The sequence below is a fragment of the Streptomyces sp. NPDC088116 genome (assembly GCF_044741745.1).
Lineage (GTDB): Bacteria > Actinomycetota > Actinomycetes > Streptomycetales > Streptomycetaceae > Streptomyces.
Genome location: NZ_JBIUTF010000002.1, coordinates 138,885 through 163,345, shown reverse-complemented (window position 1 = coordinate 163,345; position 24,461 = coordinate 138,885). Strand labels below are relative to the sequence as shown.

General features: G+C 66.2%; 21 protein-coding genes. 11 read left to right on the top strand and 10 right to left on the bottom strand.

Translation table 11 applies throughout. The annotated features are described in order from the left end of the window. Nucleotides 1–13 precede the first annotated feature (13 nt). From ACIOJD_RS07385 to ACIOJD_RS07360, 6 genes are all read left to right on the top strand, one after another. Entirely contained in the window at nucleotides 14–418 is a 405-nt protein-coding gene (locus ACIOJD_RS07385; RefSeq protein WP_401911604.1) for a very short patch repair endonuclease, read from the top strand. Between the two features lie 118 nt (nucleotides 419–536). Next, nucleotides 537–2,072 carry an ATP-binding protein gene (locus ACIOJD_RS07380; RefSeq protein WP_401909391.1) on the top strand — a complete coding sequence of 512 codons (1,536 nt, stop codon included), beginning with the start codon at nucleotides 537–539 and terminating at the stop codon, nucleotides 2,070–2,072. Beyond that, the gene (locus ACIOJD_RS07375; RefSeq protein WP_401909389.1) at nucleotides 2,065–3,039 is read left to right on the top strand and encodes a PD-(D/E)XK motif protein; all 975 of its coding nucleotides are present in this window, start codon (nucleotides 2,065–2,067) and stop codon (nucleotides 3,037–3,039) included. The genes ACIOJD_RS07380 and ACIOJD_RS07375 overlap by 8 nt, the downstream gene beginning before the upstream one ends. 16 nt (nucleotides 3,040–3,055) lie before the next feature. Then, nucleotides 3,056–6,001 (top strand): Z1 domain-containing protein, encoded by a 2,946-nt coding sequence (locus ACIOJD_RS07370; protein WP_401909386.1) that lies wholly within the window; start codon nucleotides 3,056–3,058, stop codon nucleotides 5,999–6,001. A 110-nt stretch (nucleotides 6,002–6,111) separates the two neighbouring features. Then, entirely contained in the window at nucleotides 6,112–7,119 is a 1,008-nt protein-coding gene (locus ACIOJD_RS07365; RefSeq protein WP_401909383.1) for a DNA cytosine methyltransferase, read from the top strand. 76 nt (nucleotides 7,120–7,195) lie between these two features. Further along, nucleotides 7,196–8,443, top strand: a complete 1,248-nt coding sequence (locus ACIOJD_RS07360; RefSeq protein WP_401909381.1) for a DNA cytosine methyltransferase — start codon at nucleotides 7,196–7,198, stop codon at nucleotides 8,441–8,443. Nucleotides 8,444–8,450: 7 nt separating this feature from the next. Here ACIOJD_RS07360 and ACIOJD_RS07355 read toward each other — a convergent pair whose 3' ends face one another. The 3 genes from ACIOJD_RS07355 to ACIOJD_RS07345 are packed head-to-tail and all read right to left on the bottom strand — an operon-like array spanning nucleotide 8,451 to nucleotide 12,396. Beyond that, a complete protein-coding gene (locus ACIOJD_RS07355) occupies nucleotides 8,451–9,356 on the bottom strand; it encodes a DUF6339 family protein (protein WP_401909378.1) in 906 nt (301 codons plus the stop codon). Then, on the bottom strand, nucleotides 9,353–10,318 hold the full coding sequence (locus ACIOJD_RS07350) for a hypothetical protein (RefSeq protein WP_401909376.1): 966 nt from the start codon (nucleotides 10,316–10,318) through the stop codon (nucleotides 9,353–9,355). Before ACIOJD_RS07350 ends, ACIOJD_RS07355 begins: the two co-directional genes overlap by 4 nt. Next, a complete protein-coding gene (locus ACIOJD_RS07345) occupies nucleotides 10,315–12,396 on the bottom strand; it encodes a helix-turn-helix transcriptional regulator (protein ID WP_401909373.1) in 2,082 nt (693 codons plus the stop codon). The genes ACIOJD_RS07350 and ACIOJD_RS07345 overlap by 4 nt, the downstream gene beginning before the upstream one ends. 424 nt (nucleotides 12,397–12,820) lie before the next feature. On the opposite strand from ACIOJD_RS07345, the gene ACIOJD_RS07340 reads away from it, so the two are divergent. Next, nucleotides 12,821–12,985 carry a hypothetical protein gene (locus ACIOJD_RS07340; RefSeq protein ID WP_401909370.1) on the top strand — a complete coding sequence of 55 codons (165 nt, stop codon included), beginning with the start codon at nucleotides 12,821–12,823 and terminating at the stop codon, nucleotides 12,983–12,985. Nucleotides 12,986–13,007: 22 nt separating this feature from the next. Here the strand turns inward: ACIOJD_RS07340 and ACIOJD_RS07335 are convergent, their stop codons facing one another. After that, nucleotides 13,008–13,661: an ATP-binding protein gene (locus tag ACIOJD_RS07335; RefSeq protein ID WP_401909367.1), complete on the bottom strand. Its 654-nt coding sequence runs from the start codon at nucleotides 13,659–13,661 to the stop codon at nucleotides 13,008–13,010. A gap of 206 nt (nucleotides 13,662–13,867) precedes the next feature. On the opposite strand from ACIOJD_RS07335, the gene ACIOJD_RS07330 reads away from it, so the two are divergent. The 3 genes from ACIOJD_RS07330 (at nucleotide 13,868) to ACIOJD_RS07320 (ending at nucleotide 16,253) form a co-directional block, all read left to right on the top strand. Beyond that, the gene (locus tag ACIOJD_RS07330; protein ID WP_401909364.1) at nucleotides 13,868–14,713 is read left to right on the top strand and encodes a helix-turn-helix domain-containing protein; all 846 of its coding nucleotides are present in this window, start codon (nucleotides 13,868–13,870) and stop codon (nucleotides 14,711–14,713) included. Continuing rightward, a complete protein-coding gene (locus tag ACIOJD_RS07325; RefSeq protein WP_401909361.1) occupies nucleotides 14,713–14,907 on the top strand; it encodes a DUF397 domain-containing protein in 195 nt (64 codons plus the stop codon). Before ACIOJD_RS07330 ends, ACIOJD_RS07325 begins: the two co-directional genes overlap by 1 nt. Before the next feature lie 395 nt (nucleotides 14,908–15,302). After that, nucleotides 15,303–16,253, top strand: a complete 951-nt coding sequence (locus tag ACIOJD_RS07320) for a hypothetical protein (RefSeq protein ID WP_401909358.1) — start codon at nucleotides 15,303–15,305, stop codon at nucleotides 16,251–16,253. Between the two features lies 1 nt (nucleotide 16,254). Here ACIOJD_RS07320 and ACIOJD_RS07315 read toward each other — a convergent pair whose 3' ends face one another. Beyond that, nucleotides 16,255–17,205 carry a hypothetical protein gene (locus ACIOJD_RS07315; protein WP_401909356.1) on the bottom strand — a complete coding sequence of 317 codons (951 nt, stop codon included), beginning with the start codon at nucleotides 17,203–17,205 and terminating at the stop codon, nucleotides 16,255–16,257. A gap of 305 nt (nucleotides 17,206–17,510) precedes the next feature. After that, nucleotides 17,511–18,962 (bottom strand): DUF445 domain-containing protein, encoded by a 1,452-nt coding sequence (locus ACIOJD_RS07310; RefSeq protein ID WP_401909353.1) that lies wholly within the window; start codon nucleotides 18,960–18,962, stop codon nucleotides 17,511–17,513. A 158-nt stretch (nucleotides 18,963–19,120) separates the two neighbouring features. Here ACIOJD_RS07310 and ACIOJD_RS07305 point away from each other — a divergent pair, with 158 nt between their 5' ends. Next, nucleotides 19,121–20,446 (top strand): SGNH/GDSL hydrolase family protein, encoded by a 1,326-nt coding sequence (locus tag ACIOJD_RS07305; RefSeq protein WP_401909351.1) that lies wholly within the window; start codon nucleotides 19,121–19,123, stop codon nucleotides 20,444–20,446. Between the two features lie 48 nt (nucleotides 20,447–20,494). On the opposite strand, the gene ACIOJD_RS07300 is transcribed toward ACIOJD_RS07305, so the two are convergent. The 4 genes from ACIOJD_RS07300 to ACIOJD_RS07285 form a co-directional block, all read right to left on the bottom strand. Beyond that, nucleotides 20,495–21,262, bottom strand: coding sequence for a DUF1707 domain-containing protein (locus ACIOJD_RS07300; RefSeq protein WP_401909348.1), 768 nt, complete (start codon nucleotides 21,260–21,262; stop codon nucleotides 20,495–20,497). A gap of 31 nt (nucleotides 21,263–21,293) precedes the next feature. Beyond that, nucleotides 21,294–22,379: an ATP-binding cassette domain-containing protein gene (locus ACIOJD_RS07295; protein ID WP_401909346.1), complete on the bottom strand. Its 1,086-nt coding sequence runs from the start codon at nucleotides 22,377–22,379 to the stop codon at nucleotides 21,294–21,296. Nucleotides 22,380–22,461: 82 nt separating this feature from the next. Next, nucleotides 22,462–23,310: an ABC transporter permease gene (locus ACIOJD_RS07290; protein WP_401911601.1), complete on the bottom strand. Its 849-nt coding sequence runs from the start codon at nucleotides 23,308–23,310 to the stop codon at nucleotides 22,462–22,464. Between the two features lie 76 nt (nucleotides 23,311–23,386). Then, nucleotides 23,387–24,187, bottom strand: a complete 801-nt coding sequence (locus ACIOJD_RS07285) for an ABC transporter permease (RefSeq protein WP_401909343.1) — start codon at nucleotides 24,185–24,187, stop codon at nucleotides 23,387–23,389. Nucleotides 24,188–24,461: the final 274 nt, after the last annotated feature.

Here is a 24,461-nt window from a genome sequence, read left to right as displayed (position 1 = left end):
CGTCTCGGCCCGCATGAGCCGCCAGGGCTCCCGTGACACGGCTCCCGAAGTCGCCGTGCGCAAGTTGCTCCACGCCGCAGGCCTGCGCTATCGCGTGAACGTCCCCGTACCCGGCATGCCTCGCCGCACGATCGACATCGTCTTCGGACCGGCCAAGGTCGCCGTCTTCATGGACGGATGCTTCTGGCACGGTTGCCCTCAGCACGCCACGCAGCCAAAGGCCAATGCCGGGTGGTGGCGCACCAAGCTCGACAAGAACATGGCTCGCGACATGGAAACGACCGAGCATCTCGAAGCCCAAGGCTGGACGGTTCTGCGCTTCTGGGAGCACGAGAGCCCGGCAGCCGTTGCCCGAACTGTGGCTGAGGCTCGAGAAAGCGCGACACCACCGAGCCAACCGCCGAAGAGCGGACGTTAGGTGCGAGCAGTTCCGGACTCCATGCCTCCTCTTCGCGAGGTTTCTTCGCCGTTGTCCGACCCTGCCGATACCGTCAGCATTGATCGTATTAAATATCCGTCATCCGCAGGGCGAGGCAATGACCCACGACTGGCAGTTCGACGTCCCCACCGCTGGGAGTAAGCATCTCCCGCCCGACGCGAGGTATATGGAGGCGCTCAGCAGTCAGGGATACGCCTTTGAAGTGGCAGTCGCCGATCTCGTCGACAACTCCATCGACGCCGGTGCCAAGGACGTGGTCATCCACTTCCTGCGTGACGGTGACCAGTTGGTCAGCCTTCTGGTGGTCGACGACGGCAAAGGCATGGACGACCCAGCCCTCGATGTCGCGATGACGGTCGGCGGCCGTCGTGACTACGCCGCCGACGCCCTGGGCATGTTCGGTACCGGCCTCAAGTCCGCCTCTCTCAGTCATGCCTCGGCCGTCACCGTCGTCAGCACCACCAAGCGCACCCGTACAGCGGGCCGCCGTTGGCTGATGGAGCGCGCCATGTCGAGTTTTCAGTGCGACATCGTGGACCCGGACTACGCCCAGACACTCATCGACCGCTACGACAACAAGCGCCCGATCGAATGGCAGGGCACGGTCGTTCGCTGGGACGGCGTGAAGGACTTCCCCAAGCACGGGGGCGGCGGACAGACAGACCGGTATCTCCATCGAACGATCAACAAACTGGGCCTGCATCTCGGCCTCTATCTGCACCGATTCCTGGCCCGGGACGACTTCAACATCACCATCGCGGCCGAGGACGTACGGACCCGCACGATCTACATGAACTTCGGCGTCGAGCCACTCAATCCATTCGCCTACCCAGTTCCCGGGCACCCGGAATACCCGAAGGCGTTCAGGGCCTCGATCCCCACGGTTGGTGACATCACTCTCGATGCCCACGTCTGGACGCCCAAGTCCAACCTTGACGAGTACAAGGCTGTCGGCTCGGTCATGGATCGGCAGGGTTTCTATTTCTATCGTCACAACCGCCTGGTACAGGCCGGTGGTTGGAACAACTTCCGACAGCCCGAGCAGCACCTATCCCTGGCACGCGTCGCCGTCGATCTTCCCGACCACCCTGGGGACGTCTTCCGCCTCACTGTCAAGAAAGCGGGCGTGGACGCCTCGCCCGAGTTCACCACGGCGCTGGAAGAGGCCACCACCGACAACGGCCAGACATTCCTCGACTATCTGGCCGCGGCAGACACTGTTTACCGTGACGCCCGCAAGCGGGCCGGCACCACACGCAAGCCGGTTCTGCCTCCGGGCAAGGGACTGGCCCCGGCCGTACGGGAGACGATCGAGGACGAGTTGCCAATGATCGCGTACGAAGAACCCATCGCGCTCCGCTGGCAGAAGCTCGACAACGAGCTCTTCTTCGACATCGACCGCGAGGACCGGACGATCGTCCTCAACCAGCACTACCGGGCAGCGATCCTGGGCGGCCGACGCGGTGGGCTCAACGATGCTCCGCTACTCAAGTCGCTGATGTACGTGCTGCTCCACCAGGTCTTCGAGAAGGAGTACAGCGGAAGCCGGGAGAAGGACAACCTTCAGTTGTGGCAGTCGATCCTGGTGTCGGCTGCCCGCGCCGAACTCGACAAGGTGGCCGACGATGACTGACGGACCCTACGTGCCATGGCGCTCGGTCGAGCACTATCTCGGCGAGAACCAGTCCACTTCCTACCGGCTGTCCGCCCCCTCTGCTCATCCGGAGGTGTCGTACGTCGTCGGCGACGGTGGTCATGAGATCGCTCTGCACGTGGAACTGGACCGACGCCACAAACCGCCGAACTCGCCCCTGCCCCTGGTCCGTATCGACCAAATCGCGGAGCGGGGTATGCGCATGGCTCGTATCAGAACCACGCAGGCAGCTCTCGTCCGCGACTTCCACGATCTCCTGAACGCCGTCGCCGATCGCATCGTCACGCACGACCGCACCCTGGACCAGGCCTTCGGGGAAACCGTGCGGTCGTGGAGCGCACTACTGAACAGGCCGAGGGGGCTGGGCACAGAGAAACGTATCGGCCTGATCGGGGAGCTCTCCGCTCTCGCCTCGATCGCCCGAACCTACGGCTGGTCCACCGCCCTGCAGTCCTGGAAAGGCTCGACCAACGAAGAACACGACTTCGGATTGCCCGGCTGCGACGTCGAGGTGAAGACCACCTCTTCTGAGCAACGTCGCCACACCATCCACGGGGTAGGGCAGCTGACTCCAACCGCCGACCGACCACTGTGGCTGGCCTCGTTGCAGGTCACGAGGGGTGGCACCGACGGCCGTACGCTCACGGATTGTGTCCGGGCCGTTCGGGACGAAGTGGCCGACCAAGCCCCCGCACACCTCGACCGGCTCGACGGACAGCTCGCAGCAGCGGCTTGGGACCCCGAGATGCCGGACGACGAGCGATGGCGTCTGCGTTCCTCGCCCGTCGCCCTTCTCGTGGACAGCCGGCTGCCGCGTCTCGGTGTGGAGTCCGTACCCGCCCAGTTCCGTGATCGCGTACGCGACGTCACGTACACACTCGACGTCACCGGCCTCACGCCCTCTCCCGAGCCGCCTTCCGCCCTGATCGACCTTCGCCTTCCGTAAGTCCAAGGAACCATCGATGAATCCCTCCGAAACACTCCGGCTCACGCTCCACTCTTCTGCCCTGTCAGGCATGGAGAGCCGCCCCAAGAACCTTTTGCGGGCCCTGGCCTACCACTCCGAGGAAGAGGGACCCGAGGCTCAAGCTCTGGCCACCGAGTCGGACTTCCACAGGACTCTCAACGCCGCGCATTCCACGGACCAGTTGGTCGAGCTGTGGCGCAAGCAGCTCACACACTGGGACTACGCGGAGGCTCCTCCATGGACACCGACCGAGCCCCGCTCCGACGAGCGCCGCGCTGTGATCCTCACACTCCTCGGCCTGTCCGAGGACACACAGAAGATCCTCAACTTGCTGGTACCGGTACCGAAGGCAGCCGGACCGGTCGTCATCAGCGAGGAATTTGTCCCTTGGTACACGCCCCAGTCTCAGCGGGGCCGCAGCTGGTACTGGCCCGCGTACCGTCGCCTCCTCTCCGAGAAGGGCTGGCCGGAATCCGCCGTAGCGAGCCTGGACGCGGCCTCGGACCGGGTCGTAGAACGCCTCGCCGACCCAACTGCCGAGAACGTGTACCAGTCCAAGGGCCTGGTTGTCGGTTACGTCCAGTCCGGTAAGACCGCCAACTTCACCGGTGTCATCGCGAAGGCCGTGGACGCCGGCTATCGCCTGGTCATCGTCCTGGGCGGCACTCTCAACCTGCTGCGCGCACAGACTCAACGCCGACTCGACATGGAGCTCGTCGGCCGGGAAAACATCCTGCGAGGCGCCTCGGAGTACGAGTCCGACTACGCGGACGACCCGGCGTGGGCCCAGGACAAGTTCCTCACCCACGGCGGGCTGCCGTCCGCCCTGGGCGGCTTTGACGTTGTCCGTATGACCACGAGGGACAACGACTACAAGAGCCTCCTTCAAGGAATCGTCGCGCTCGAATTCGAGAAGCAGGAACCGGCACTCTCTCTTCACAACCCACGCAACCTGCATCGTTCCTCGGCACGGCTGATGGTGGTGAAAAAGAACAAGTCTGTACTCGCCAAACTGGTGAAGGATCTCAACAAGATCAAGACTCCGCTTGCCGAGATTCCCGTGCTCATCATTGACGACGAGTCCGACGAAGCCTCGGTCAACACCTCCAACCCCAACAAGCCCGACGCCGAGCGCACTGCCATCAACGAGAAGATCTCGGAATTGCTCCGGCTCCTGCCCCGCGCCCAGTACGTCGGCTACACAGCGACGCCCTTCGCGAACGTCTTCATCGATCCGAGCGACTCCGAAGACATCTTCCCGAAGGATTTCATCGTCTCTCTACCGCGCCCGGACGGGTACATGGGTGTTCAGGACTTCCACGACCTGGACTCCCCAATCTCCAGGGACGAGCGAACCTTCGCCAATTCAAACGAGAAGGCGCATGTCCGGGACATCAAACTCTCCTCGGAGGAGGACAACACAGCACTGCAGAAGGCCATGGACATGTTCGTCCTCACCGCAGCCATGAAGCTCTACCGCGAGAACCACGGCCTGGGAGACCGTTATTTCCAGCACCACACCATGCTTATCCATGAGTCGGTCCGTACTGCCGATCACCGTGAACTGCGCGGGAGAGTGAACCAGTTGTGGTGGTCCGCCGGCTACACAGGCCCCGCGGGCCACGAGCGACTGCGCGCACTGTTCGAAACGGACGTCGAACCTGTCTCACGAATCCGATCCGACGGCTTCGCAGTTCCTGCTTCGTACGATGACCTCTCCCCGTACGTCGGCGCCGCTGCGATTCGCATCGGCGGCGACAACCAACCGATCATCGTTGTCAACGGAGACAAGGACATCGAGAATGGCGAGGCCGACTTCGACAAACGCTCCCTTTGGAAGATCATCATTGGCGGTCAGAAACTCTCCCGTGGCTTCACCGTCGAAGGCCTCACGGTCACCTACTACCGCCGACGCACGAACAACGCCTCCACCCTCATGCAAATGGGCCGGTGGTTCGGCTTCCGCAAGGGATACAAGGACCTGGTACGCCTCTACTTGGGCCGGGAGGAGACCATGGGAACGAAGGACATCGACCTGTACGAAGCCTTCGAGGCGATCTGCCGCGACGAGGAGAGCTTCCGCGAGCAGCTCCAACAGTACTCGGTCATGATCGACGGAAAGCCGCAAGTCACACCGGAGCAAGTACCGCCTCTGGTCTCCCAACACCTTGCTTGGCTCAGGCCCGCGAGCGCGAACAAGATGTACAACACACGTGTGGTGGAGATCCATTCAGCAGGCAAGTGGGAGGAACCGACCGCGTACCCGATGGGAGCACCCGCCCTGCGGCACAACACCGGCCTGTGGGCCCCCGTCCTGGAGTCCTTGTCGACCGCCCCGAGCACGTTTGAGTACTACTTCAACGATGGGAACACCCACCACAGCTTCAACGCCCTCACCGGCAGGCTTTCCTCGAAGGAAGCCCTGGAACTGCTCCAATCCTTGAAATGGGATGCTGCGGGACGGTTCGACCCGCACCTCACATACCTCAATGAGATCAGTGGGGCTTCTCCGGCCAAGGTAGAAGACTGGCTGGTACTCGCTCCCCAACATGCGTCGAGCATCAGGCAACTCTCCGTCGGCACGTCGACTCGTACCTTTTCCTGGTTCAGTCGCCAACGCCGCCGTCGTGAGGTCTTCGGCGCCATCAGTGAGCCGAAGCATCGCGCGGCGGCCCTGCGAATCGCCGGCGCTCTCCCCCACGGCGGGAATGCCACGACCGAGCAGCACGTAGCGGACCGCCGCGGTGTCATCTGCCTCTACCCCGTGGTGGAACCGGAGCACAGGGCCGGTCTCGAAGCTTCAGGACGAATCGAACCGGGGCAGGTCGTGATGGCTTTCACCTTCGTGGCGCCGGCCTCCGCAAGGAGCAATGACGGCAAGGTGGTTCGCTTCACCACGATCGACTCCTCGGGCAGGAGTTCAGCGGGCACCGGACCCTGACCAGGGGGAAGCACCATCCAGATGCCTGTCACACGACGCTGTATCGAATCGGGGCGGTTCCGCTCCTAACATGGAGCACATAAGCGTTGAGTCGGGGGGAAGGCCTACACATGGAAGAACAGCGTTTCACCGCAATCGAGTTGTGTGCCGGGGTCGGGGGGCAGGCCTTGGGACTCGAACGAGCGGGATTCGAAGTCATCAGCGCTGTCGACATCGACCGGGACACCTGTGTCACGCTCTCCCAGAACCGACCTGGTTGGTACACAGTCTGTGACGACCTCAACCAGATCGAGCCCGTAAACCACCGGCCGATGGACTACGCCGATGTCCTCAGCTGCGGCCTTCCTCGCTCCCCGTACACCGTCGCGGGCAAGCAACTCGCCACTGATGACAAGCGCGACACCCTTCGCGCCACGCTGGACATGGCCTCGTACGTCAGGCCTCGAGTGCTCCTCCTGGAGAACATTCCCACTTTTCTCCACGCAGCCAGGTTCGAAGCAGAAAGGCAGGCTGTACACGAAGCTGTCGAGGATCTTGGCTACGAACTGACGTCGTCCGTGTTGTCGGCCACGGATTTCGGGGTGCCTCAGCAGCGACCGCACGGCTTCATGGTCGCCATGCACGCCGATGATCTGGCCCACTTCGAGTGGCCCACACCGAATTATCTGCGCTGCCCCAGCCTTGGAGAGACGCTGTACGAGTCGATGGCGTCGGACGGGTGGCCGGAAGCCGCCGATTGGGCGGCACGCGCATCGGAGCCGGCACCACTGATCATGGGCGGGGCCACCGGCCGAGGAGGGGCAGACCTTGGTGCGAGCCGCGCGAAGGCGATCTGGGCACGTTGGGGCATCTATGGCGGAAGCATTGCGGACGCCGTGCCAGGGCCCGATTTCCGAAGCAACTTCGAGATCGAGCCGCGTCACGGGCTACCCGGGATCACGGTCGACCAGGTCGCACTTCTCCAGGGCTTCCCCAGCGACTGGAAGATCCACGGTAGGAAGACCTCCGCCTACCGGCAGATCAGCCAGACCACTCCTCCGCCCATCGCAACCGCGCTCGGCCTGCGGATCCTGACTGCTCTTCGCTCCTCCACCCGCGCCGCGCGAAGCCACATTTAGGCATATTCAGTGATGGCCGGTGAGCTGGTAGACGTACCATTAGGCCTCGCCGACCATCACAGTAGACTCACCCAACATGGCGATCATCCCGACTGACACTGCTGTGGGCTCGACACTGACCGAGCCCACGATCAAGGTGGTCGACCTGTTCTCCGGCGCAGGCGGGTTCTCTGCCGGTTTCCGCTCGTACGAACCGTCCGGCGCCGGATCCTCCCCCTTCCAGTCCGTCGCGGCCGTGGAGTTCGACGAAGCTGCAGCTGCGACGTACGCGGCGAACTTCGGATCGGCGCACGTCGCCAATATCGACATCAGCACATGGGACGCGAAGCCCTACGAAGGGCAAGTGGACATCGTCATGGGAGGCCCTCCCTGTCAGGGGTTTTCCGCACTCAACAGGGACGACCTCGAGAAGAAGCCCCCCAAGGCCGATGACCCGCGAAACAAGCTCTGGCGCGAGTACATGCGCGTGGTCACGACGATCAAGCCCAAGATCTTCGTCCTTGAGAACGTCGATCGTTTCCTGAAGTCCCAGGAGTTCCAGGATCTCGAGAGGGCCACCGAGGACGACGGCGACCTTTCGGACTACAGGCTGTGTGCGAAGGTCCTCAACGCTGCGGACTACGGGGTCCCCCAGGCCCGGAGGCGAGCCATCGTCATCGCGACGCGCAAGGACTTGGGCGAGCCCTTGGAACACCCACAGCCCACGCACGGTCGAAACGCAACCCGCCCGCAGCCGACTCTCGATGAGCAAGAAGACCATGCCATCCAGCCGGCCCCGTGGGTGGCCGTCGGCCCTGCGGTGTTTTCCCACACTCCCAAGGCTGCGCCTGAGATCAATCTGCCCGATCGCACCGGCAAGCCATTGGGCGTGGCCCTGCCGGGCCCCTTCAAGACGACCGACCTTCACATCGGTCGCACACCGACCGAGCTGTCTCTGGCGCGGTACAGAGCGATCGGCCGCAGCGGTAATCGCCATGACCTTCGTGGCCAATGGGCAACGATCCAGGGCAAAGAGACATACCTGTCCACAGAGAGTTGGGACAGGCACAACAGTGGCTCCGGCGATGTCATGGGTCGGATGCACGAGGACCGCCCTTCCATCACCATCCGCACGGAGTTCTACAAGCCTGAGAAAGGCCGCTACCTCCACCCTGTCGAGGACCGGCCCATCACTCACTACGAGGCAGCCTTGATTCAAGGATTCCCCGCCGACTTCAAATGGTTCGGCAGTAAAATCCAGATCGCGCGCCAGATCGGCAATGCCGTCCCGGTCGGCCTGGGCCGTGCGCTCGCCCAGGCCATCCATGAGCGACTGAGCCGCTGAGTACGACTCAGTCGTCTCTGTTGTCGGCGTTGCCCTCCTCATCGACAAGCTGTTTGCCTCGTACCGGCGCATCGGCGAACAGCTTCTCGAACCAAGTGGTAAGAGTTTCTGCGGCATGGTGGGGAACGCTGCCGTCCTTCGGCCCCTGAGGCAGGGTGTCGTACTGCACCGCAGGGTCATCGCCGGCGGCGAGGATCCACTCCCGGAGCGCCTCTGCGTCTTGCAGTTCGTCCGGCGCCATGGCCTCGTACACCAGGGTGACACCGGCCGCGTTCGCCACCGATGCAGCTGCGTTGACATCTCGGCCTGTGCGTACAAGGCCCCTGCTCTGAAGCCTCAGGAGCGCTTGTGCAGCCGGGCGGTGCTGGATCATCTCCTGCCTCATGACCGTATTGAGGATGTCCTGGTTTCCACAAGCGAGCTCAGCCGGACCGTAGTTCTTGCCGTCCCGGAACAATTCCGCCGCCCACCACAAACGAGAGAAGCACTGAAGGTCCCACCGTCCCGAATAGCGAGCAGCTTGCCCCACCTCTCGACCGCTCTGCCCCTTTCCCCAACGCCACTGAACAAAGTCGGGCGCCACGCACAGGGCGAGGAAATTCCACAGCTCCGTGTCCGATGCCTCTGCCCGCGTGAGGCGGAGCGTGTAGTGGAGTCGAGGCGCCAACCAAGCATCACTGGCCGTCGCTGCCGATTGCGCGAACCGTCGCTTCGCCTCGGCAAACAAGTCCATCACCGGCCCAGAATCCCAACGCGGGGAGTCGTCGACGGGCCACTCAGTTTTTTCCTTGAACTGTGCAAAGGACAGGGGCTCGAAACCTTGCAGGACACGCGGGGTGATCGCCCGGGTCGCAACTGGGTTCGGTAGTCTGCCTATCCTGTCCGGTACTTTCGACCCCTTTTTTACGTTCACGAATCACCCTTCGACTCGCTCATACGCGCCAGTGTGCGCACGGTGGTTGCCACTGTCTTCTGCTTCCGCGAATGCAACGTCGCCGAGTGCATCAGCCGAGCATGCAAATCCGCTCCACTTTCCCCACTCACTCTGCGTCCCACGAGTTCAGCAAGCGCCTCGTCCGGCGAGATTTCCGGGAAAAAGTCAGGAAGCATCCGCCTAAGAACATCTTCCTGCCAACCACCGGGCCATTGCGACTCTCCGCCCTTCGCCTCGCTGGCATACAGTGCGGTATTGAACATTGCCGTCCATGCCTCTGATGCTATGTGCGATGCCACGACTTCACGAACAAGCTTCTGCTCCGCGCTCGCAGCGCCTTCAAGTACAGGCCGGAAACCTTCAAGGGACGAGTTCAGGTAGAGAACAGGCTCATTGGACTCCGCATCCAATATCCACGGATCATCGCGGAACTCATCCAGAAACGGGTGACCTGCAAAGTCCTTCCAGAGCATCTTGATACTCCGCTGACTGGTGGGCTGCTTCGCTTCGAAGTCCGCACTCCATCGATTCTCCGCCCTGCCGATCAGTCGCCCCTCGACTCCCTTCACCTTGGCAACGACCCACGCGTCTATCTCGCAGCGCCCCACATGCTCCCCCCTACGCAGTTCGACCTCACCGTTCCAACGCCCCTCACCCTCGTAGTACAGGGGGAACGTCAGACGAAGATTCGTCTTCCTGTTGCGCACGGAGGCAACGCATGTCGGCGACGCCCACACGCCGGCACCCAACTCATCGGAGTCGACAGCCACCGATACTCTGACCCGAATCTCGTCCCAATCCCGTTTGATCGCATGAAGGGCAATGACATGCTCATGGTCGGATATGAGGTTGAGGGAGAGTGGAATGTTGTCCACCCACACCTCTTCTGCCCTCAGAGTGACACCCCCGACCAAGATCGGATACGGAAAGGCTGTCTTCACTCCACGATCTCCTTGGCCCTCGGTACATCAACCTCTACACACGACATGTCGGCGGTCACGGGGTGGGTCGACGCATCGGTGACTCCCCTGAAAACTCCTCTTCGTGCTCCTTCTCGAAAACGTAGGTTCCCGTTCTTCGTCAGCTCACAGTCCCGTTCCGGGACCAACGTCCCCGCCCACCGCACAGAAATGTTGCTCCCCGACCGCACGACAAAGCGAGCGACGGGCGAGAGAACCCAGGCGTCTCCCCGCTCCGGCAGCTTCACCGTCACCCGCAGACGCCACGCCCCGGCTTCGGACACCTCCCCCTCAACGGCGTGCACCACCGGGAAGCCTTGAGTACGAGGCTTTTTCGGCACAGTCAGAGTCAGCAAGTCGCGAAGAACCTGGGGACCTTCGTCTGCATCGCTGTCGTCGTCCTGGCCTTTCAGCAGATCACGGATGGACTGCTCAGCGGTCCTCTTGAAGTTGAGAATGCTCTGTCGGGCGCCACGGACGAATGTTGCCGTGAGGTCCTCAGTACTGGTCCAGTCATTGTGATCGGGAGGCTCCGCCGTACGAAGGAACTGTTCGGCGTCTGCCGCGTCCGCGGTGTCACTCCCCGTGGCCAGTCCCGCCAGAAGAACCGCCTGAAAGCGACGATGCCCCAGGGGTAGGTCGCTGACCCGCTTGTTCTTGACCACCATGCGAGTGGCCCTCATGTACGCAATGTGATCAGGCCTCGGGTCGTCCTCGACCGTGGGCGTGACGAGCAGCACGGCTTCATGCGAATTCGGGCGCCTTACCCCGCCAAGCTCCGGTTGCTTGCGAGCGGGCAGCTTGAGCGGCACGGCAACCTGCAACACGTCTTCGCGAGAGGTCAACTCGTGAGTCGTACGGCCATCGAGGAACGCCTTGACCGCCCGCGACCTCGCGGGCTCGTACACATGAGGGTCGATGTGACGTTCGGACCTCACGACTTCGCCATTACGCCATGCCGCGACGGATGCACGCAGCAGCGGGCCGGCTTTTGCACCGCCGACCATGGAGGCCCAGAAGTTGTGTGCAACACCCGAGGTCAGTTGCTCGTGCATCTCCTCCAACTCCTCGGTGTCGCCGGAGCCGTCGTAGGCGCCGACGACCAGGAACGAGGTTCCGGGAGAAGGGTCGTTTCTCTCCAAGTACAAGCTCTCGGCAGTGGCCCCGTCGGCCCAGCAGGACCGCGCCGAGTTCTGGCGCTCGCGGTCCGCGATACCGAACCAGGCGGGCCCCGCGAATTCATCGCCGTTCAGGGCATGCCAGGGGAGTTCGAGCCTGCCGGCGATCCGTCGCTCATGACGCCCTCCCTGGTGCTCGGACAAAGTGCTGTTGACCAGCACCAGACCGAACCGGCTCGCCGCCCAGAGAGCCGCCTTCCCAAGACCGTACGATCCCCCCTGAGAACCGGCCTTGCCACTGTCCAGCGTGCGCCTCATCACCCGCGCAAACCGTCCGTCGTCGTAATCCGGACCGGTCAGCCCGCTGGCGTTGTAGTCATCGATTCGAAGCAGAACGAGTCGCCCGGTCCGTTGCAGCTCGTTCAGACCGTCGACCAGGACTCGGCCGACCTTCTGCTGCGGATCCGCGGCCTGACGCAGATGCTCCTCGATCGAGTCCCACCGCAGAGCCGCCAGGAACTCCTGCAAGTGCCGACCGGTCAATTCATGGAGTTCAAAACGAGAAACGACGGGTTGATTCTGCTCATACCGCTCATCAAGACTGTTCTGAGTCGCCTCTCGCGCGAGCACCTCCAGGTTCGCGGCGAAGGCGTACGCAGCCGCGTTACCGCCGTTCCTACTGCCGTCCTCCGGCGCGTTCTGGAACACCCACTCCAGCTCGGACCCGGCGGACTCGGGGGGCCGGCGGCTCACCGCATCCTCGACGGCTACGCCCAACGCCTCTGCTATTGCGGCGATCTTCGCGTACCGAGGCACCGATCGCCCCTTCGCCCAAGCATTCACCGCCGCCGGCGTCACCCCCACCAAGTGTGCCAGTTCCTTCTGAGACATGTCCCGCTGACGCAGGACCCCACCAAGCCAATCTTCGAAGCCTTGCGTCACTCCAGCACCCCTCTCACCCTCTGCATTCCGGAATGATACAACCCCATAGTTCATTGACGGTCCGCCGGTGAAGAATCCTAACATCGCGACTCTTCCATATACGGACATTATTAACAAATAGCCCAGTCGGCCAGCTCGATAATCACCCTCACCCTCGACAACCTAGGGGCAGCGCAACGCTGAACAGGTGTACGATCGGACGCCCCACACCCCGAACGGGCCCCTCTCTTGCGGCAGATGGCGATGCCTCGGGGAGCGATCCGACCAACCGAGGAAGCAGTCCACTACGGCATTCACGCCCCCTCACGCCTAACCAATATGTCCAAATATGGCAATTTCAGGATTGATGGGAATTTAGAGCTGTTTCAAGCAGGTAAATCCCATCAAAGCGGCCCATAAAGCCTTGGAGAAAGGATCCTCTCGCATGCCCGCGAAGAAGATGGTCGAGTACAGCGTCGCCGTACCCGCCGACAGCAAGACGTCGATCTCCCTCAACCACACGCCTGGCGGCGTGACTTGCACCATCGAGTCGAAGGACACCCGCTGCGACATGTCGTCCCGGCAGTACGACGTGGACGAAGACGAGTGATCCGGGGGCGGGCTGAGGCGCGTCAGCCCGCCCCCGGCTCTGCCTCGAAGTACATCTGAGCGCGGTCCAGCGCCTCGTCCGGGTCGCAGCCGTGGGCGCGGAGCCAGTGGAGGAGGTCGGCGATCAAGTCGATCGCGGCTTCCTCCGCGACCGCCACGCTCAGCCGTTCGCACTGCTGCGACTCGGGCGTGACTCCACCGCAGTGGCGAGTCAGAAGCGCTTCCGCCTTGGCGACTTGAGGGTTCTCGACGTGGCCGCCCTCCGACCTGAGGCCCGTGGGCAGCTCGCACCATGTGATCTTCGAGTCGCCGCGCGGAATGACACCCCAGCGTTCCGTCACAGCATCCACGAGCGCCATACCCCTTCCACCCTCGGCCTCGCCCGTCGCCGCGATGAGCGTCGGAAGGGCACGGGCGTCCGGGTCGGTCACCTCGAGACGGAGATGCGCGCCATTCATGGAGACAGCCAGGGTGGTGGGCGTTCCCGGGCCGACATGCGTGATGACGTTGGTGACCAACTCGGTTACGCAGAGCTGCGCGAGGTCGACCAGGTCCGGCAGCCCCCACAGGCGCAAGTGAAGACGCACGACTCGCCGTAGGCCGGCGAGCTCCTCGGCCTCCGCAAGGAAGGGGAGATCCCACCCCTTCCTCTCGATCTTGAATCGGCACTCGCCCACACCAACCACCTCTGCCCCAACACCCGATGGTCACCTTGCGTGCCCATCCATGCCTTCAGAGTGACACTGGAAGTCTCAATATGGAACTCTCAGAATGGCGTTCAGGGAGCATTCCGGTGGCGTGCGCGCCCCCGGCGCGCGCTGTCTTGCTCGTATCGCGCGGCACCGTGCACGCTCTGTGAGATCAAAGCGAAGGGCGACAACTCATGGCAGTCGGACCGACCACTCGAAGGCGTCAACTCGGTGCCGATCTAAGGCGGTTACGCGAGCGCAGGGGCTTCACGCTGGAGGAGGCAGGGGCCCTGGTCAACATCTCCAAGGCGACCTTGAGCAGGTACGAGACCAAAGAAGGAACGGTCAGATGGCCTGCGGTCGACGCCCTCTGCCGCGAGTACGGGGCAACCGAGCAAGAGCGGCTGACGTTGGTCGAGTTGGCCAAAGGGGCCAAGATTCGCGGATGGTGGCGCTCGCTGGCCGATCCGATCCCCGAGTCGATGAACCTCATGCTGACGCTCGAGAACGAGGTCGTCAGCGAGAATCACTATTCCTGCATGTACGTCCCTGGCCTGCTTCAGACCCGCGCCTACGCGGAGGCAGTGCACCGGGCCTCCGAAATGCGCTGCGGCGACCAGGAGATCGCGCACATGGTCGACATCCGCATGAAGCGGCAGGAGTTGCTGGAGAGGGACGAGCCTCCGCACATGTGGGCTGTGATCGACGAGGCGGTGATCCGTCGAACGGTCGGTGGGCCGGACGTCATGCGTGAGCAGTTGCGTCACCTGCTCACGCGTGCGCGTGAGCCTCACATCACCTTCCAGATACTGCCGTTCGCGACAGGAGCTCACGCCGCCGCAGTCGGGAGCTTCGTCATCCTCGGGGGAGCGACACCCGAACTCGACGTGGTGTACGTGGACATCCTCGGCGGTGGCCTGTTCATGGAGAAGCCGCAGGAACTCGCGCGCTATAAATTGGCGTTCGAGTACCTGCGCGCGCAGGCGTTGGACATCGAGGCCTCCGTCGCGCTCCTGAATCGGGTTTGCAAGGAGCTGTAATGCATCGCGAGGACGCCCGCTGGTTCAAGTCGTCGTACAGCGGCGGAAGCGGTACCGAGTGTGTGGAGGCGGCCCGCATGACCGACAGGACGGCCATACGGGACTCGAAGGACCCGAACGGAGCCAGGCTGGCGTTCGCCGGCGAAGCCTGGGCCGAATTCGTCAGCGCCCTGAGGGGTCAACAGCTGGGCTAGCGGCGGAAGACGCCACGCCTTGCCTGGCGCGGGCCGCACCACTACCTCGTCAGACCGAGGCGCAGTCCGGGTGCTGCCGAAGCTTGAGTCTTGAGCTTCGAGGGGCGAGCCTCGGGGGTTGGGGCCGGCCGCCGGATTCGGGGCTCTGAGCTGGGGGTTTGGGGTGACTCGTGGGCTCGGGGCTCAAGTTTCGGGGGTCGAGCCCTGGTTGTAAGGATCGGTTGGTTCTTCTTTCCCACCCACCCTCCCTGCCGCCCCAGTTGACTTTTCGCATTCGGCTTGCCACTCAGGGTTACGACGGTTTAGCGTGCCCCCAGAACGTAAAGCGGCCCCCGCCTGGTGCTACCAACACCCGACAGAGGCCTCACCACACAAGATCGGAATCAGCGATCCCCATGGCTGACAGCCAGTTTAGTGACGCCCCGCCCTCCGCGCACGCAGCTCCGCACCCCATGGCCAATCCCGGTTACGGCAAGCGTTCGGCAGGCGAGCAACAGAGCTCCGAGCCAGGGGACTTCGCGCATCTTCCGGCCCGCGAAGCGGCCATCGCCGGGTTCATCGACCGGCTGCCGGACGGGGCGGACATCTCTGTGAAAGCCCTCGCCAAGGTGCTGGACTACGGCCAGTGCGCGCTGCGGACCGCCCTCAACCGCCTTCAGCGGGCCGGGCATCTGCGCCGGGGCCGTGAGCACGTGATCGGGGCGGGCGGTGCCCGTTGGGTCACCCGTACGTGGTTCTCCCGTACGGCCCGGGACAACGCCTGGTGGGCCTCGTACGTCGCCGGTGCCCCTGTCGACGTGCCGGACGTCGCCCCCGCGACGGCCGCTTCCGCCCCGCCCGCCCGCCTTCCGGAACGCTCGCGCGCCTACGCCGTGCTCGTCGCCGTCGGCCGCAGGAACCCCGCCGTGTCGCTGTCCGCCGCCGACTGCGCGGCCCTGGAGCCGCTGGCCGCCGAGTGGTTCGTACGAGGGGCCACCGAGGACGACGTCCTGCGCACCCTCACCCATGGGCTCCCCGTGCCCGTCCACCATCCGGCCGGGCTCATCCGCGAGCGGCTCAAGTCCAAGCTCCCGCCCGTCCCTTCGGCTGCGGAACGGGCGCCTCTGCGGATCATGGAATGCGCCACGTGCCGCGCCCCCGGACGTCCCGAGGCCCTTGTCGACGGCGACTGCGGCGCCTGCCGGGGCGAGCCCGAGCCCGTACGCCGGTACGCCCCGCTCTCGCCCGACACCGTCCACGCACGCGCCGCCGAAGCCCGCGCCGCCGCCTCCCGTCCGCCCGCGTCCACGTCCGGGCCCGCGTCCGCGCCCGCGCCCGCGGAAGGGCTCCGCACGGCTCGTACGTAACTCAGTCGGGAGCGCCCAGCCGTACCGTCGGGGCGGGGCTCGCCGCGCCTGTGGCCAGGGCCGCGTGGAGCGTGGTCATGAGGCTCTCCGGGTCGTCCCTGAGCTGGGACGGGGAGACCGACAGGACCGTGAGGCCGTGCCTGATCATGAGGTTGCGGCGGGCCATCGTGCGCTCCCAGTCCCCCGGGCCCAAGTGCCATTCGCGGGAGTCGATTTCGAGGACCACACCCGCGTACGGCCAGTAGGCGTCGGGGCGGGCCAGGAAGGTGCCGTCCAGCAGGTACAGGTCCTGGTTCCATCGGGGGTCCGGGATGCCGGCCTCGCGCAGGAGGGGGCGGGCGGCGGCCTCCGCGACCGAGCGGACTCCGGCCGTCAGCCCCTCAAGCGTCGTCGCCACCCGTGGGTCGCTCCCATGGCGACCGGAGCGCAGCGCGGTGGTGAGTTCTTCGAGCGTGCAGCGGCCCCGCTGGACGACCTCGGCGAGCAGGGCCGTCACCGCCGTCCGGCCGGTCAGGGAGGGGATCGCGTCGGCGGTGGCCCGGGGCAGCGACGCGCAGGGCAGGCCCCGCACCGGCAGGCGCCGGCAGGGGCGCTCGGTGCGGTGCACGCGGACGTACGCGCGACTGCGCGGGTTGCGCGTACCGGGTACGAGTACGTCGACCGTGCCCAGCCGCGTCACCGGCCCCGCCGCCCGGACCTCGTACAGCGCGAGCGCCGCCGTGCCCGTGAGCAGGGCGCCCTCCCCCGCGAACAGGAGCGCGGCGCGCAGGCGTTGACGGGGGCTCGGGGCGCCCGTCTGGAGGAGGATCACCCGGGGGAGTAATCGCTGCCAGGGGCCGCCCGGGGCGCAGCGTCGGGCGATGGTCGACGTGGCCCAGCCCAGGCCGACGAGTTGCCGGGGCGTGGCGAGGCCGTCCTGGGCTACGACCAGTGGATCCATGTGCGTACGCATACGTCCTGCATGCCCCCACCCGACCCGCAACTACCCTGCGTTACGAGAACGGCGGACACTCGCCACGCACCGCCTCCACCAACGCCCCGTCCCCGTCCCCGATTTCCCGCCTCGCGGGCATTTCCGTACACGAAGGCCCTGGAAAAAGATTTTTCCGGGACGTTGAACGGGGCCGGACCGGCCGCCGTACTTAAGAGCAACTCCCCCATGGTGGCTGGGCGCGTGAACGGACGACAGGGTCCGGATCACGCGCCCAGCAACTTTTTACGCACCCGGCACCTTGCGCACCCGGCACCTGCCCGCCGCTACGCGCCCAGCGCCTGCGACACCGTGTAGATCAGCAGGCCCGCCAGCGCGCCGACCACCGTGCCGTTGATCCGGATGAACTGGAGGTCACGGCCGATGTGCGCCTCGATCTTCTTCGAGGTGTCATCCGCGTCCCAGCTCGCCACCGTGTCCGAGATCAGGGACGTGATCTCCGCGCGGTACGTCGAGACGAGATACGAGGCCGCGTCCTCGATCCACCCCTCCAGCTTCCCCTGCAAGCGGGTGTCCGTCGCCAGCCGCGAGCCCAGCGACAGCAGCGACGCCCGCGCTCGCAGGCGCAGTTCGCTACGGTCGTCCTCCGCCGCTGAGATGATCATGGCGCGTACGGAGGCCCAGGCGGAGGCGATGATGTCCTGCACCTCGGGGCGCGCCAGCAGCTCCGACTTCAGGCGCTCCACCCGCGCGCGGGTGTCCGTGTCCGACTGGAGGTCGGCGGCGAAGTCCCGCAGGAAACGGTCGATCGCGCCGCGCGCCGGATGGCTGGGCATGTCGCGCATCTCCGTGATGAAGCGCAGCAGTTCCTTGTAGACGCGGTCGCCGACCCTGCGGTCGACGAAGCGCGGCGTCCAGCCCGGCGCCCCGCCCTGGACCGCGTCGGTGATCGAGTCGCCGTGCTCCACCAGCCAGTCGTGCGCACGGCCGCAGATCAGGTCGACGGCTCGGTGGTGGGCGCCGTCGGTGACGATCTTGTCCAGGGTCTTGCCGATGCCCGGGGCGATCTCGACGGCGTCCGCGCGACGGGTGATCGCCTCGCCGACGACCGCCTGTACGTCCGAGTCCCGCAGGACGGTCAGCGCGCCGCGCAGCGCCGTGGACAACTCGGCGGTGACCCGGTCGGCATGGGCGGGTTCGGCGAGCCAGGCGCCGAGCCGTCGGCCGATGCCGAGGGCGTGCAGCCGGGTCCGTACGACCTCGGCCGACAGGAAGTTCTCCCCGACGAACGTGCCGAGCGAGGCGCCCAGTTGGTCCTTCTTGTGCGGGATGATCGCGGTGTGCGGAATGGGCAGGCCGAGCGGGCGCCGGAAGAGCGCCGTCACCGCGAACCAGTCGGCCAGCGCGCCCACCATGCCCGCCTCGGCCGCCGCGGCCACATAGCCGGGCCAGCCGCTCACCCCGGAGTTCTTCGCCCAGGTGGCTAGGACATAAATCACAGCGACCACCAGCAGCAGACCGGTCGCGGTGATCTTCATCCGGCGGACGCCGCGCCGCTTCTCCTCGTCGGCGGCTGTGTACGAGAACGAGCCCAGGGGCGAGCGCCCTCCGGCCGGCCCCGCAGAAGGCCCGGTGGCAGGGCCCGCAGGCCCCGCAAGCCCCGCGGGGCCCGTGGAAGGCCCCACCGCGGGCCCCGTGTCCGGCTCCGTCGGAGGCCTCCCGGACGCCCCGTCACCACCGCCCGGCTCCGGCGCTTTCTCAGGATCTGTATGTTCCATCCGCTCCACCCGTTCGCGCGCGCTTCCTACCCAAACCCACCCGAAACCCCGCCTCTGCACAGTGTCTCCTTCTCAGGTACTCCCGGGCGGCACGTCGAGTTCCCAAGCGATGTCGGATGATGTGTTCCGGACGTCGGTGTGAGGGAGACACGGGGGCCATGGCCAGGTATCGAGGATTTGCCCTGCTCGGGGCACTTGTGGGAGTAGTGGCGCTGGTGTGCGCCGCGATAATCGGCGGGTTCGGCCTGCTCGGCACCGGCTCGGGAGCCTTCTGGGGCGGCTCGGGCGACGGCTCGCGGGACTCCCGCGCCCAGGGCCGTACCCCCGTCGGGACAGCCGCACCCGCGTCCTCCGATTCCTGGACCGGCACCTGGGCCGCCGCTCCGGTCGGCGTCGAGCGGTTCGCACCCTTCGGCTTCCCCGGGCACTCCATCCGTAACGTCGTGCACACCAGCATCGGCGGCACCAGCGTCCGGGTCACCCTCTCCAATCTCTACAGCCACAAGCCGCTGGTGGTCGGCCGCGCCTCGGTCGCGGTCGGCAACGGGGGCGCCGAGGCGGTCGCCGGGACCATGCGGCAGCTGTCGTTCGGCAGGAAGCCGACCGTGACCATTCCGGCCGGCGGGCAGATCGTCAGCGATCCGATGCCGATGCGGGTGCCGTACGACAGCGATCTGCTGGTCTCCCTCTACACCCCGCAGGCCGGCGGTCCCGTCACGTTCCACTCGCAGGCGATGCAGACCTCGTACCTCGCGGGCGGCGACCGTACGGTCGACCCCACCCGGAACGCGTACACCCGGCCGGCCAAGGTCTGGCGCTATGTGACCGCCGTCGATGTCCTCAACCGCGATTCGCCGGGCGCGGTCGTCGCCTTCGGCGACTCGATCACCGACGGCGTGAAGTCGACCAACGACGCGAACCGCCGCTGGCCCGACGTCCTCGCCGCCCGGCTGCGCGACCAGCACATGGGCGTACTCAACGAGGGCATCGGCGGCAACCGGGTCCTGGGGGACTCCGTCCCGTTCCGCGCCGGCGCGGCCGGTGTCTCCCGGTTCCAGCGCGATGTCCTCGACCGGGCCGGGGTCAAGGTCGTCGTCATCGACCTCGGCATCAACGACATCCTGCGCGGCCGCGAGACCGACCCCACCAAAATCACCAACGGGCTCAGGGAACTCACCCGGCAGGCGCACGCGCGCGGAGTGCGCGTCGTCGGCTCGACGCTGACACCGTTCGGCGCGCACCGCGGGTACAACCCCGTCACCGAGTCCGTACGCGACCGGGTCAACGAGGAGATCCGGTCGGGCCGGGTCTTCGACGAGGTCGTGGACTTCGACCGGGCGCTGCGCGATCCGTACGCGCCGGACCGGATGCGGCCGGTGTACGACTCCGGGGACGGGCTGCACCCTAGCGACGCGGGCTACCGGGCGATGGGCAGCTACCTCAACCTCCAGTCCCTGGTGGGCAAGGCGCAGGCCGACCTCTGACGCGGCACGGCTCGTCGGGCGGGCCGCTCAGGCCCTCGGGCGGGCCGCTCAGCCCAGTTCCTTGCGCTCCCGCCGCTCCTGCTTCCGCTCCGACTCCCCCTGCTTCCTCTCCAGCTTCTGCCGCTTCCGTTCCTCCTTGAGGCGGCGCTTCTCCGACTCCCTCGCCTTCCGCTCCACCCCGACCCCGCCCATCAGCGCGAAGCCGGTGACGATCACCCGCGGTGAGCCGGAACCGACCGACGTCTCATCCGTCCTGTCCGTCCCATCCGTCTCCCGCGCCTCTCCCGTTTCTCCGAAGCCACCCATGAACCCGAAGCCCCGGACCTCGACATCCATGTCCGGGGGCACGGTCACATGGACCCCGCCCATGAACGCGAAGCAGCGGATCACGACGTCCGGAGCCTCGAACCGCGCGTCGCGCAGATCGATCTCACCGCCCGCCTGGAAGACGGCCGCGGTGAACTTCCGGCCCACCGTCCACGTGCCCTTGCGCCGGAAGCCGCCCCAGAACGCGAACGCCCCCTTCGAGGTGGCGGGCCCGCGCCCGATCCGGTCGGCCCAGCCGGAGCCGCGCTCGGGGGCGAGCGCCACGTCCGTCGTCGTTCCCGGCGCGGGCAGGTCCCGTACGAGTGGCACCAACTCGCCATGTGTACGCGCCTTGTAGGCGGCCCCCAGGCGCTCGTCGAACTCCTCCATGTCGAGCCGCCCCTCCGCCACGGCCTCGCGCAGCCGCTCCGCGACCTGTTCCCGCTCGGCGTCGGAGGCCCGGGTGTCGGCGTGCACATCGGGGCGCGTGTCGGGCCGCTCGCTCGTCATGTCAGCAGATTAGCCAACAGCGAGGCACACCTCACACGGTTGAACGATCGGCGTACATCTTGGCGATCACCGACTCGATGTCCGGCTCGCGCACCGAGAGATCCTTCAGCGGGCACTCCGCGGCGATCCGCGCGACCAGCGGCGCCGCCGATGCCGTCGCGGGAAAGGCGAGCCACTGGCGGGGTCCTTCCACCTTCACCACCCGCGCCCCGGGCAGTTCGATCGGCGGAAGCTCCCGTTCCAGGTCGACGACCAGCGTCCGCTCACTCTCGCCCACCTCGTGCAGGCCGCCCAGCGCCCCGTCGTACAACAGCCGGCCATGGTCAATGACCATGACCCGCTTGCAGAGTTGCTCGATGTCGGTCAGATCGTGGGTGGTCAGCAGCACCGTCGTGCCACGCTCCGCGTTCAGATCCCGCAGAAACTCCCTGACCTTGGCCTTCGAGACCACATCGAGCCCGATGGTCGGCTCGTCCAGATACAGCACCTCGGGGTCGTGCAGCAGCGCCGCCGCGATATCGCCGCGCATCCGCTGGCCGAGAGACAGCTGCCGTACGGGTACGTCCAACAGCTCGCCCAGGTCGAGCAGTTCGACACAGCGCTCCAGATTCACCCGGAACCGCTCGTCCGGGACGCGGTACATCCGGTGCATCAGGCGGTACGAGTCGATCAGCGGCAGGTCCCACCACAGCGTGGTGCGCTGCCCGAAGACCACGCCGATGCGCTGCGCCAGCCTCGTACGCTCCCGGGACGGATCGATGCCCGCGATCCGCAGGCGCCCGGCGCTGGGGGTCAGGATGCCGGTGAGCATCTTGATGGTGGTGGACTTGCCGGCGCCGTTCGGACCGATGTAGCCGACCATCTCGCCGCGCGCCACCCGGAAGCTGATGCCGTCGACGGCTCGCACCTGGTGCTTCTCGCGGCGCAGGAGCCCGGCCCGGCGGCGGACGTCGAAGACCTTCTCGACCCCGTCCAGTTCGATGAAATCCGCGCCGGCCGCGGGATGCACGCTCCCGGCCGCGCTCCCGGCCGCGCTCTCCGCGCAGTCCCTGTCATTGTCCGTGCTCTTCGTGCAGTCCGTGTCGTTGTCCGTGCTCTTCGTGCTGTCCCTGCTCATGAACGCTCCACCCAGCTCTCCTCGTACGACGCCCCGTTGAACCCGCAGGCTCCCCGTACTCCCCGTACCTGGCTCCCCGTACCTAGCTCCCCGTACTGCGGTACGCCCTGAGCCCCAGCCGCCACATCAGCCCCGCCGGAACGCAGCACAGCACCGCCACCACCGGTGGCAGGAACGCGACCACGTCCGGCAGCCCCAACGGGTCCTCGCGGCCCAGGATGTACAGCGCCGGCAGCCAGTTGACGAAGGCCAGCGGCACCAGGAACGTCACCCCGCGCACCAGGTCCTTCGCAAAGACCGTCGGCGGATACTGGAGCAGCGTCGTCCCGCCGTACGTGAACGAGTTCTGCACCTGTGAGGCGTCCTGCGCCCAGAACTGGAACGCCGCGCCCGCCACGAACACCGCCGCGAAGATCGCCGCCCCGCTCAGCAGCATCATCGGCAGCATCAGCACCCGCACCGGCGTCCAGTCGATGTCCACCGTCAGCAGGGCATAGCCCAGCACCAGCAGCCCCTGGAGGACCCGGCCGACCCGGCGCAGCGCGAAGCGGTCCGCCGCCACCTGTGCCAGTACGGGCACGGGCCGCAGCAGCAGCGTGTCGAGCGTGCCGTCACGCACCCGGCGCCCCAGCCGGTCCATCGAGCCGAGCATGAGGTCGGCGAGGCCGAAGGCCGTGGCGGACGTCCCGTACAGAAAGGCCACCTCGGGCAGCGCGTAGCCGCCCAGGGCGTCCACCTGGGAGAACATCAGCATGATCGTCACGAAGTCGAAGGCGGTCACCGTGAAGTTCCCGAGCGCGGTCATCGCGAAGGACGCGCGGTACGCCATCGTGGACCGCATCCACATCGCCACGATCAGGCCGTACGCCCGGAACCCGTCCCGCAGGGCCTCGCGCCGGGAGGCGCGCGGAATCCACGGATCGGCGGCCACCTCCCCGGAGCCCCGGGACGCGCCGGGCTCCTCCGCACGTACCTCGTCGGCTCCCGCCGCCGCCCGAGCCGTCTCCTCAGCCACCCTGGACCACCACCCTGCGTGTCGCGACGGACTGGAGCGCCCGCCCGGCCGCCAGCAACGCCAGCGCCCAGGCCGCCTGGAACGCGTAGGCCGTGACCAGGTCCCAACCGGTGCGTCTGCCGAGGAAGATGTCCGCCGGGATCTGGAGCAGCGAGGACCAGGGCAGCGCCCGCGCGACCTCGCCGAGCAGGCCGGGGAAGATGTTCAGGGGCAGCAGCATCCCGGAGAAGAACGTCCCCAGCAGCATCGTGATCTGTGCCGTGCCCGCGCCGTCCATCAGCCAGAACGCGGAGAGCGCGACCATGAAGCGGATCGCGAAGCTCACCACGACGCCGAGTGCCACGGCGACCAGGAACGCCACCCAGGTCAGCGGGTTCGCCGGCAGCGCGAGGTCGAAGGCGAACGAGCCGATCACCATCGGGAAGATCCCGCGCCCCAGCAGGTGGAAGGCCGCCCGGCCCAGGTCCCCGGCCAGCCACCACAGCTGGAGGTCGGCGGGCCGGTAGAGGTCGACGGCGATGTCGCCGGTACGGATCCGCTCGATCAGTTCGTCCTCGAAGCCGCCGCCCATCATGACGCAGGTCATCAGCAGCGCCTGGCCCAGCCATACGAAGGTGACGGCCTGGGACAGGTCATAACCGCCGAGGTGCGGGCGTTCACTCCACAGAGCCGTGAAGGTGTAGGCCAGGATGAACCCGAAGACGGTGTTGGTGAACGCTCCCGCCAAGGTCTCCACGCGATACGTCGCATAGCGCCGGAACCCGCCCACGGCCACCACCGCGTACAGCCGCACAACAGCCCCTCCCCTCGCCCCTCCGAGCGCCCGGACCGGTCGGCTGACCCGCTGGCCCGCTGACCAGCGCCGATCCGCCGGTCGGCCCCGTACAGCCGTCCAGGCACCAAAGCGCCCGAGCCTAGTCCAGCGGCGTCAGCCGTCGCGACCGAATATCCGGCCGCCGCTCCGGCCGTCTCCCGCCTCCGCCTCACCTCCCCCTCCGCCATGTTTCATGGTGATGCGCGGCGTTTCATGGGCTTGTACATCGAATCGCCTGATACGACACCGTTAT

Coding starts and splice junctions, on each gene's coding strand:
- ACIOJD_RS07315 (WP_401909356.1), bottom strand. CDS start 17,205: ATGCGTACGCACATGGATCCACTGGTCGTAGCCCAGGACGGCCTCGCC.
- ACIOJD_RS07380 (WP_401909391.1), top strand. CDS start 537: ATGACCCACGACTGGCAGTTCGACGTCCCCACCGCTGGGAGTAAGCAT.
- ACIOJD_RS07320 (WP_401909358.1), top strand. CDS start 15,303: ATGGCTGACAGCCAGTTTAGTGACGCCCCGCCCTCCGCGCACGCAGCT.
- ACIOJD_RS07340 (WP_401909370.1), top strand. CDS start 12,821: ATGCCCGCGAAGAAGATGGTCGAGTACAGCGTCGCCGTACCCGCCGAC.
- ACIOJD_RS07365 (WP_401909383.1), top strand. CDS start 6,112: ATGGAAGAACAGCGTTTCACCGCAATCGAGTTGTGTGCCGGGGTCGGG.
- ACIOJD_RS07325 (WP_401909361.1), top strand. CDS start 14,713: ATGCATCGCGAGGACGCCCGCTGGTTCAAGTCGTCGTACAGCGGCGGA.
- ACIOJD_RS07305 (WP_401909351.1), top strand. CDS start 19,121: ATGGCCAGGTATCGAGGATTTGCCCTGCTCGGGGCACTTGTGGGAGTA.
- ACIOJD_RS07370 (WP_401909386.1), top strand. CDS start 3,056: ATGAATCCCTCCGAAACACTCCGGCTCACGCTCCACTCTTCTGCCCTG.
- ACIOJD_RS07360 (WP_401909381.1), top strand. CDS start 7,196: ATGGCGATCATCCCGACTGACACTGCTGTGGGCTCGACACTGACCGAG.
- ACIOJD_RS07295 (WP_401909346.1), bottom strand. CDS start 22,379: ATGAGCAGGGACAGCACGAAGAGCACGGACAACGACACGGACTGCACG.
- ACIOJD_RS07330 (WP_401909364.1), top strand. CDS start 13,868: ATGGCAGTCGGACCGACCACTCGAAGGCGTCAACTCGGTGCCGATCTA.
- ACIOJD_RS07375 (WP_401909389.1), top strand. CDS start 2,065: ATGACTGACGGACCCTACGTGCCATGGCGCTCGGTCGAGCACTATCTC.
- ACIOJD_RS07300 (WP_401909348.1), bottom strand. CDS start 21,262: ATGACGAGCGAGCGGCCCGACACGCGCCCCGATGTGCACGCCGACACC.
- ACIOJD_RS07385 (WP_401911604.1), top strand. CDS start 14: ATGAGCCGCCAGGGCTCCCGTGACACGGCTCCCGAAGTCGCCGTGCGC.
- ACIOJD_RS07310 (WP_401909353.1), bottom strand. CDS start 18,962: ATGGAACATACAGATCCTGAGAAAGCGCCGGAGCCGGGCGGTGGTGAC.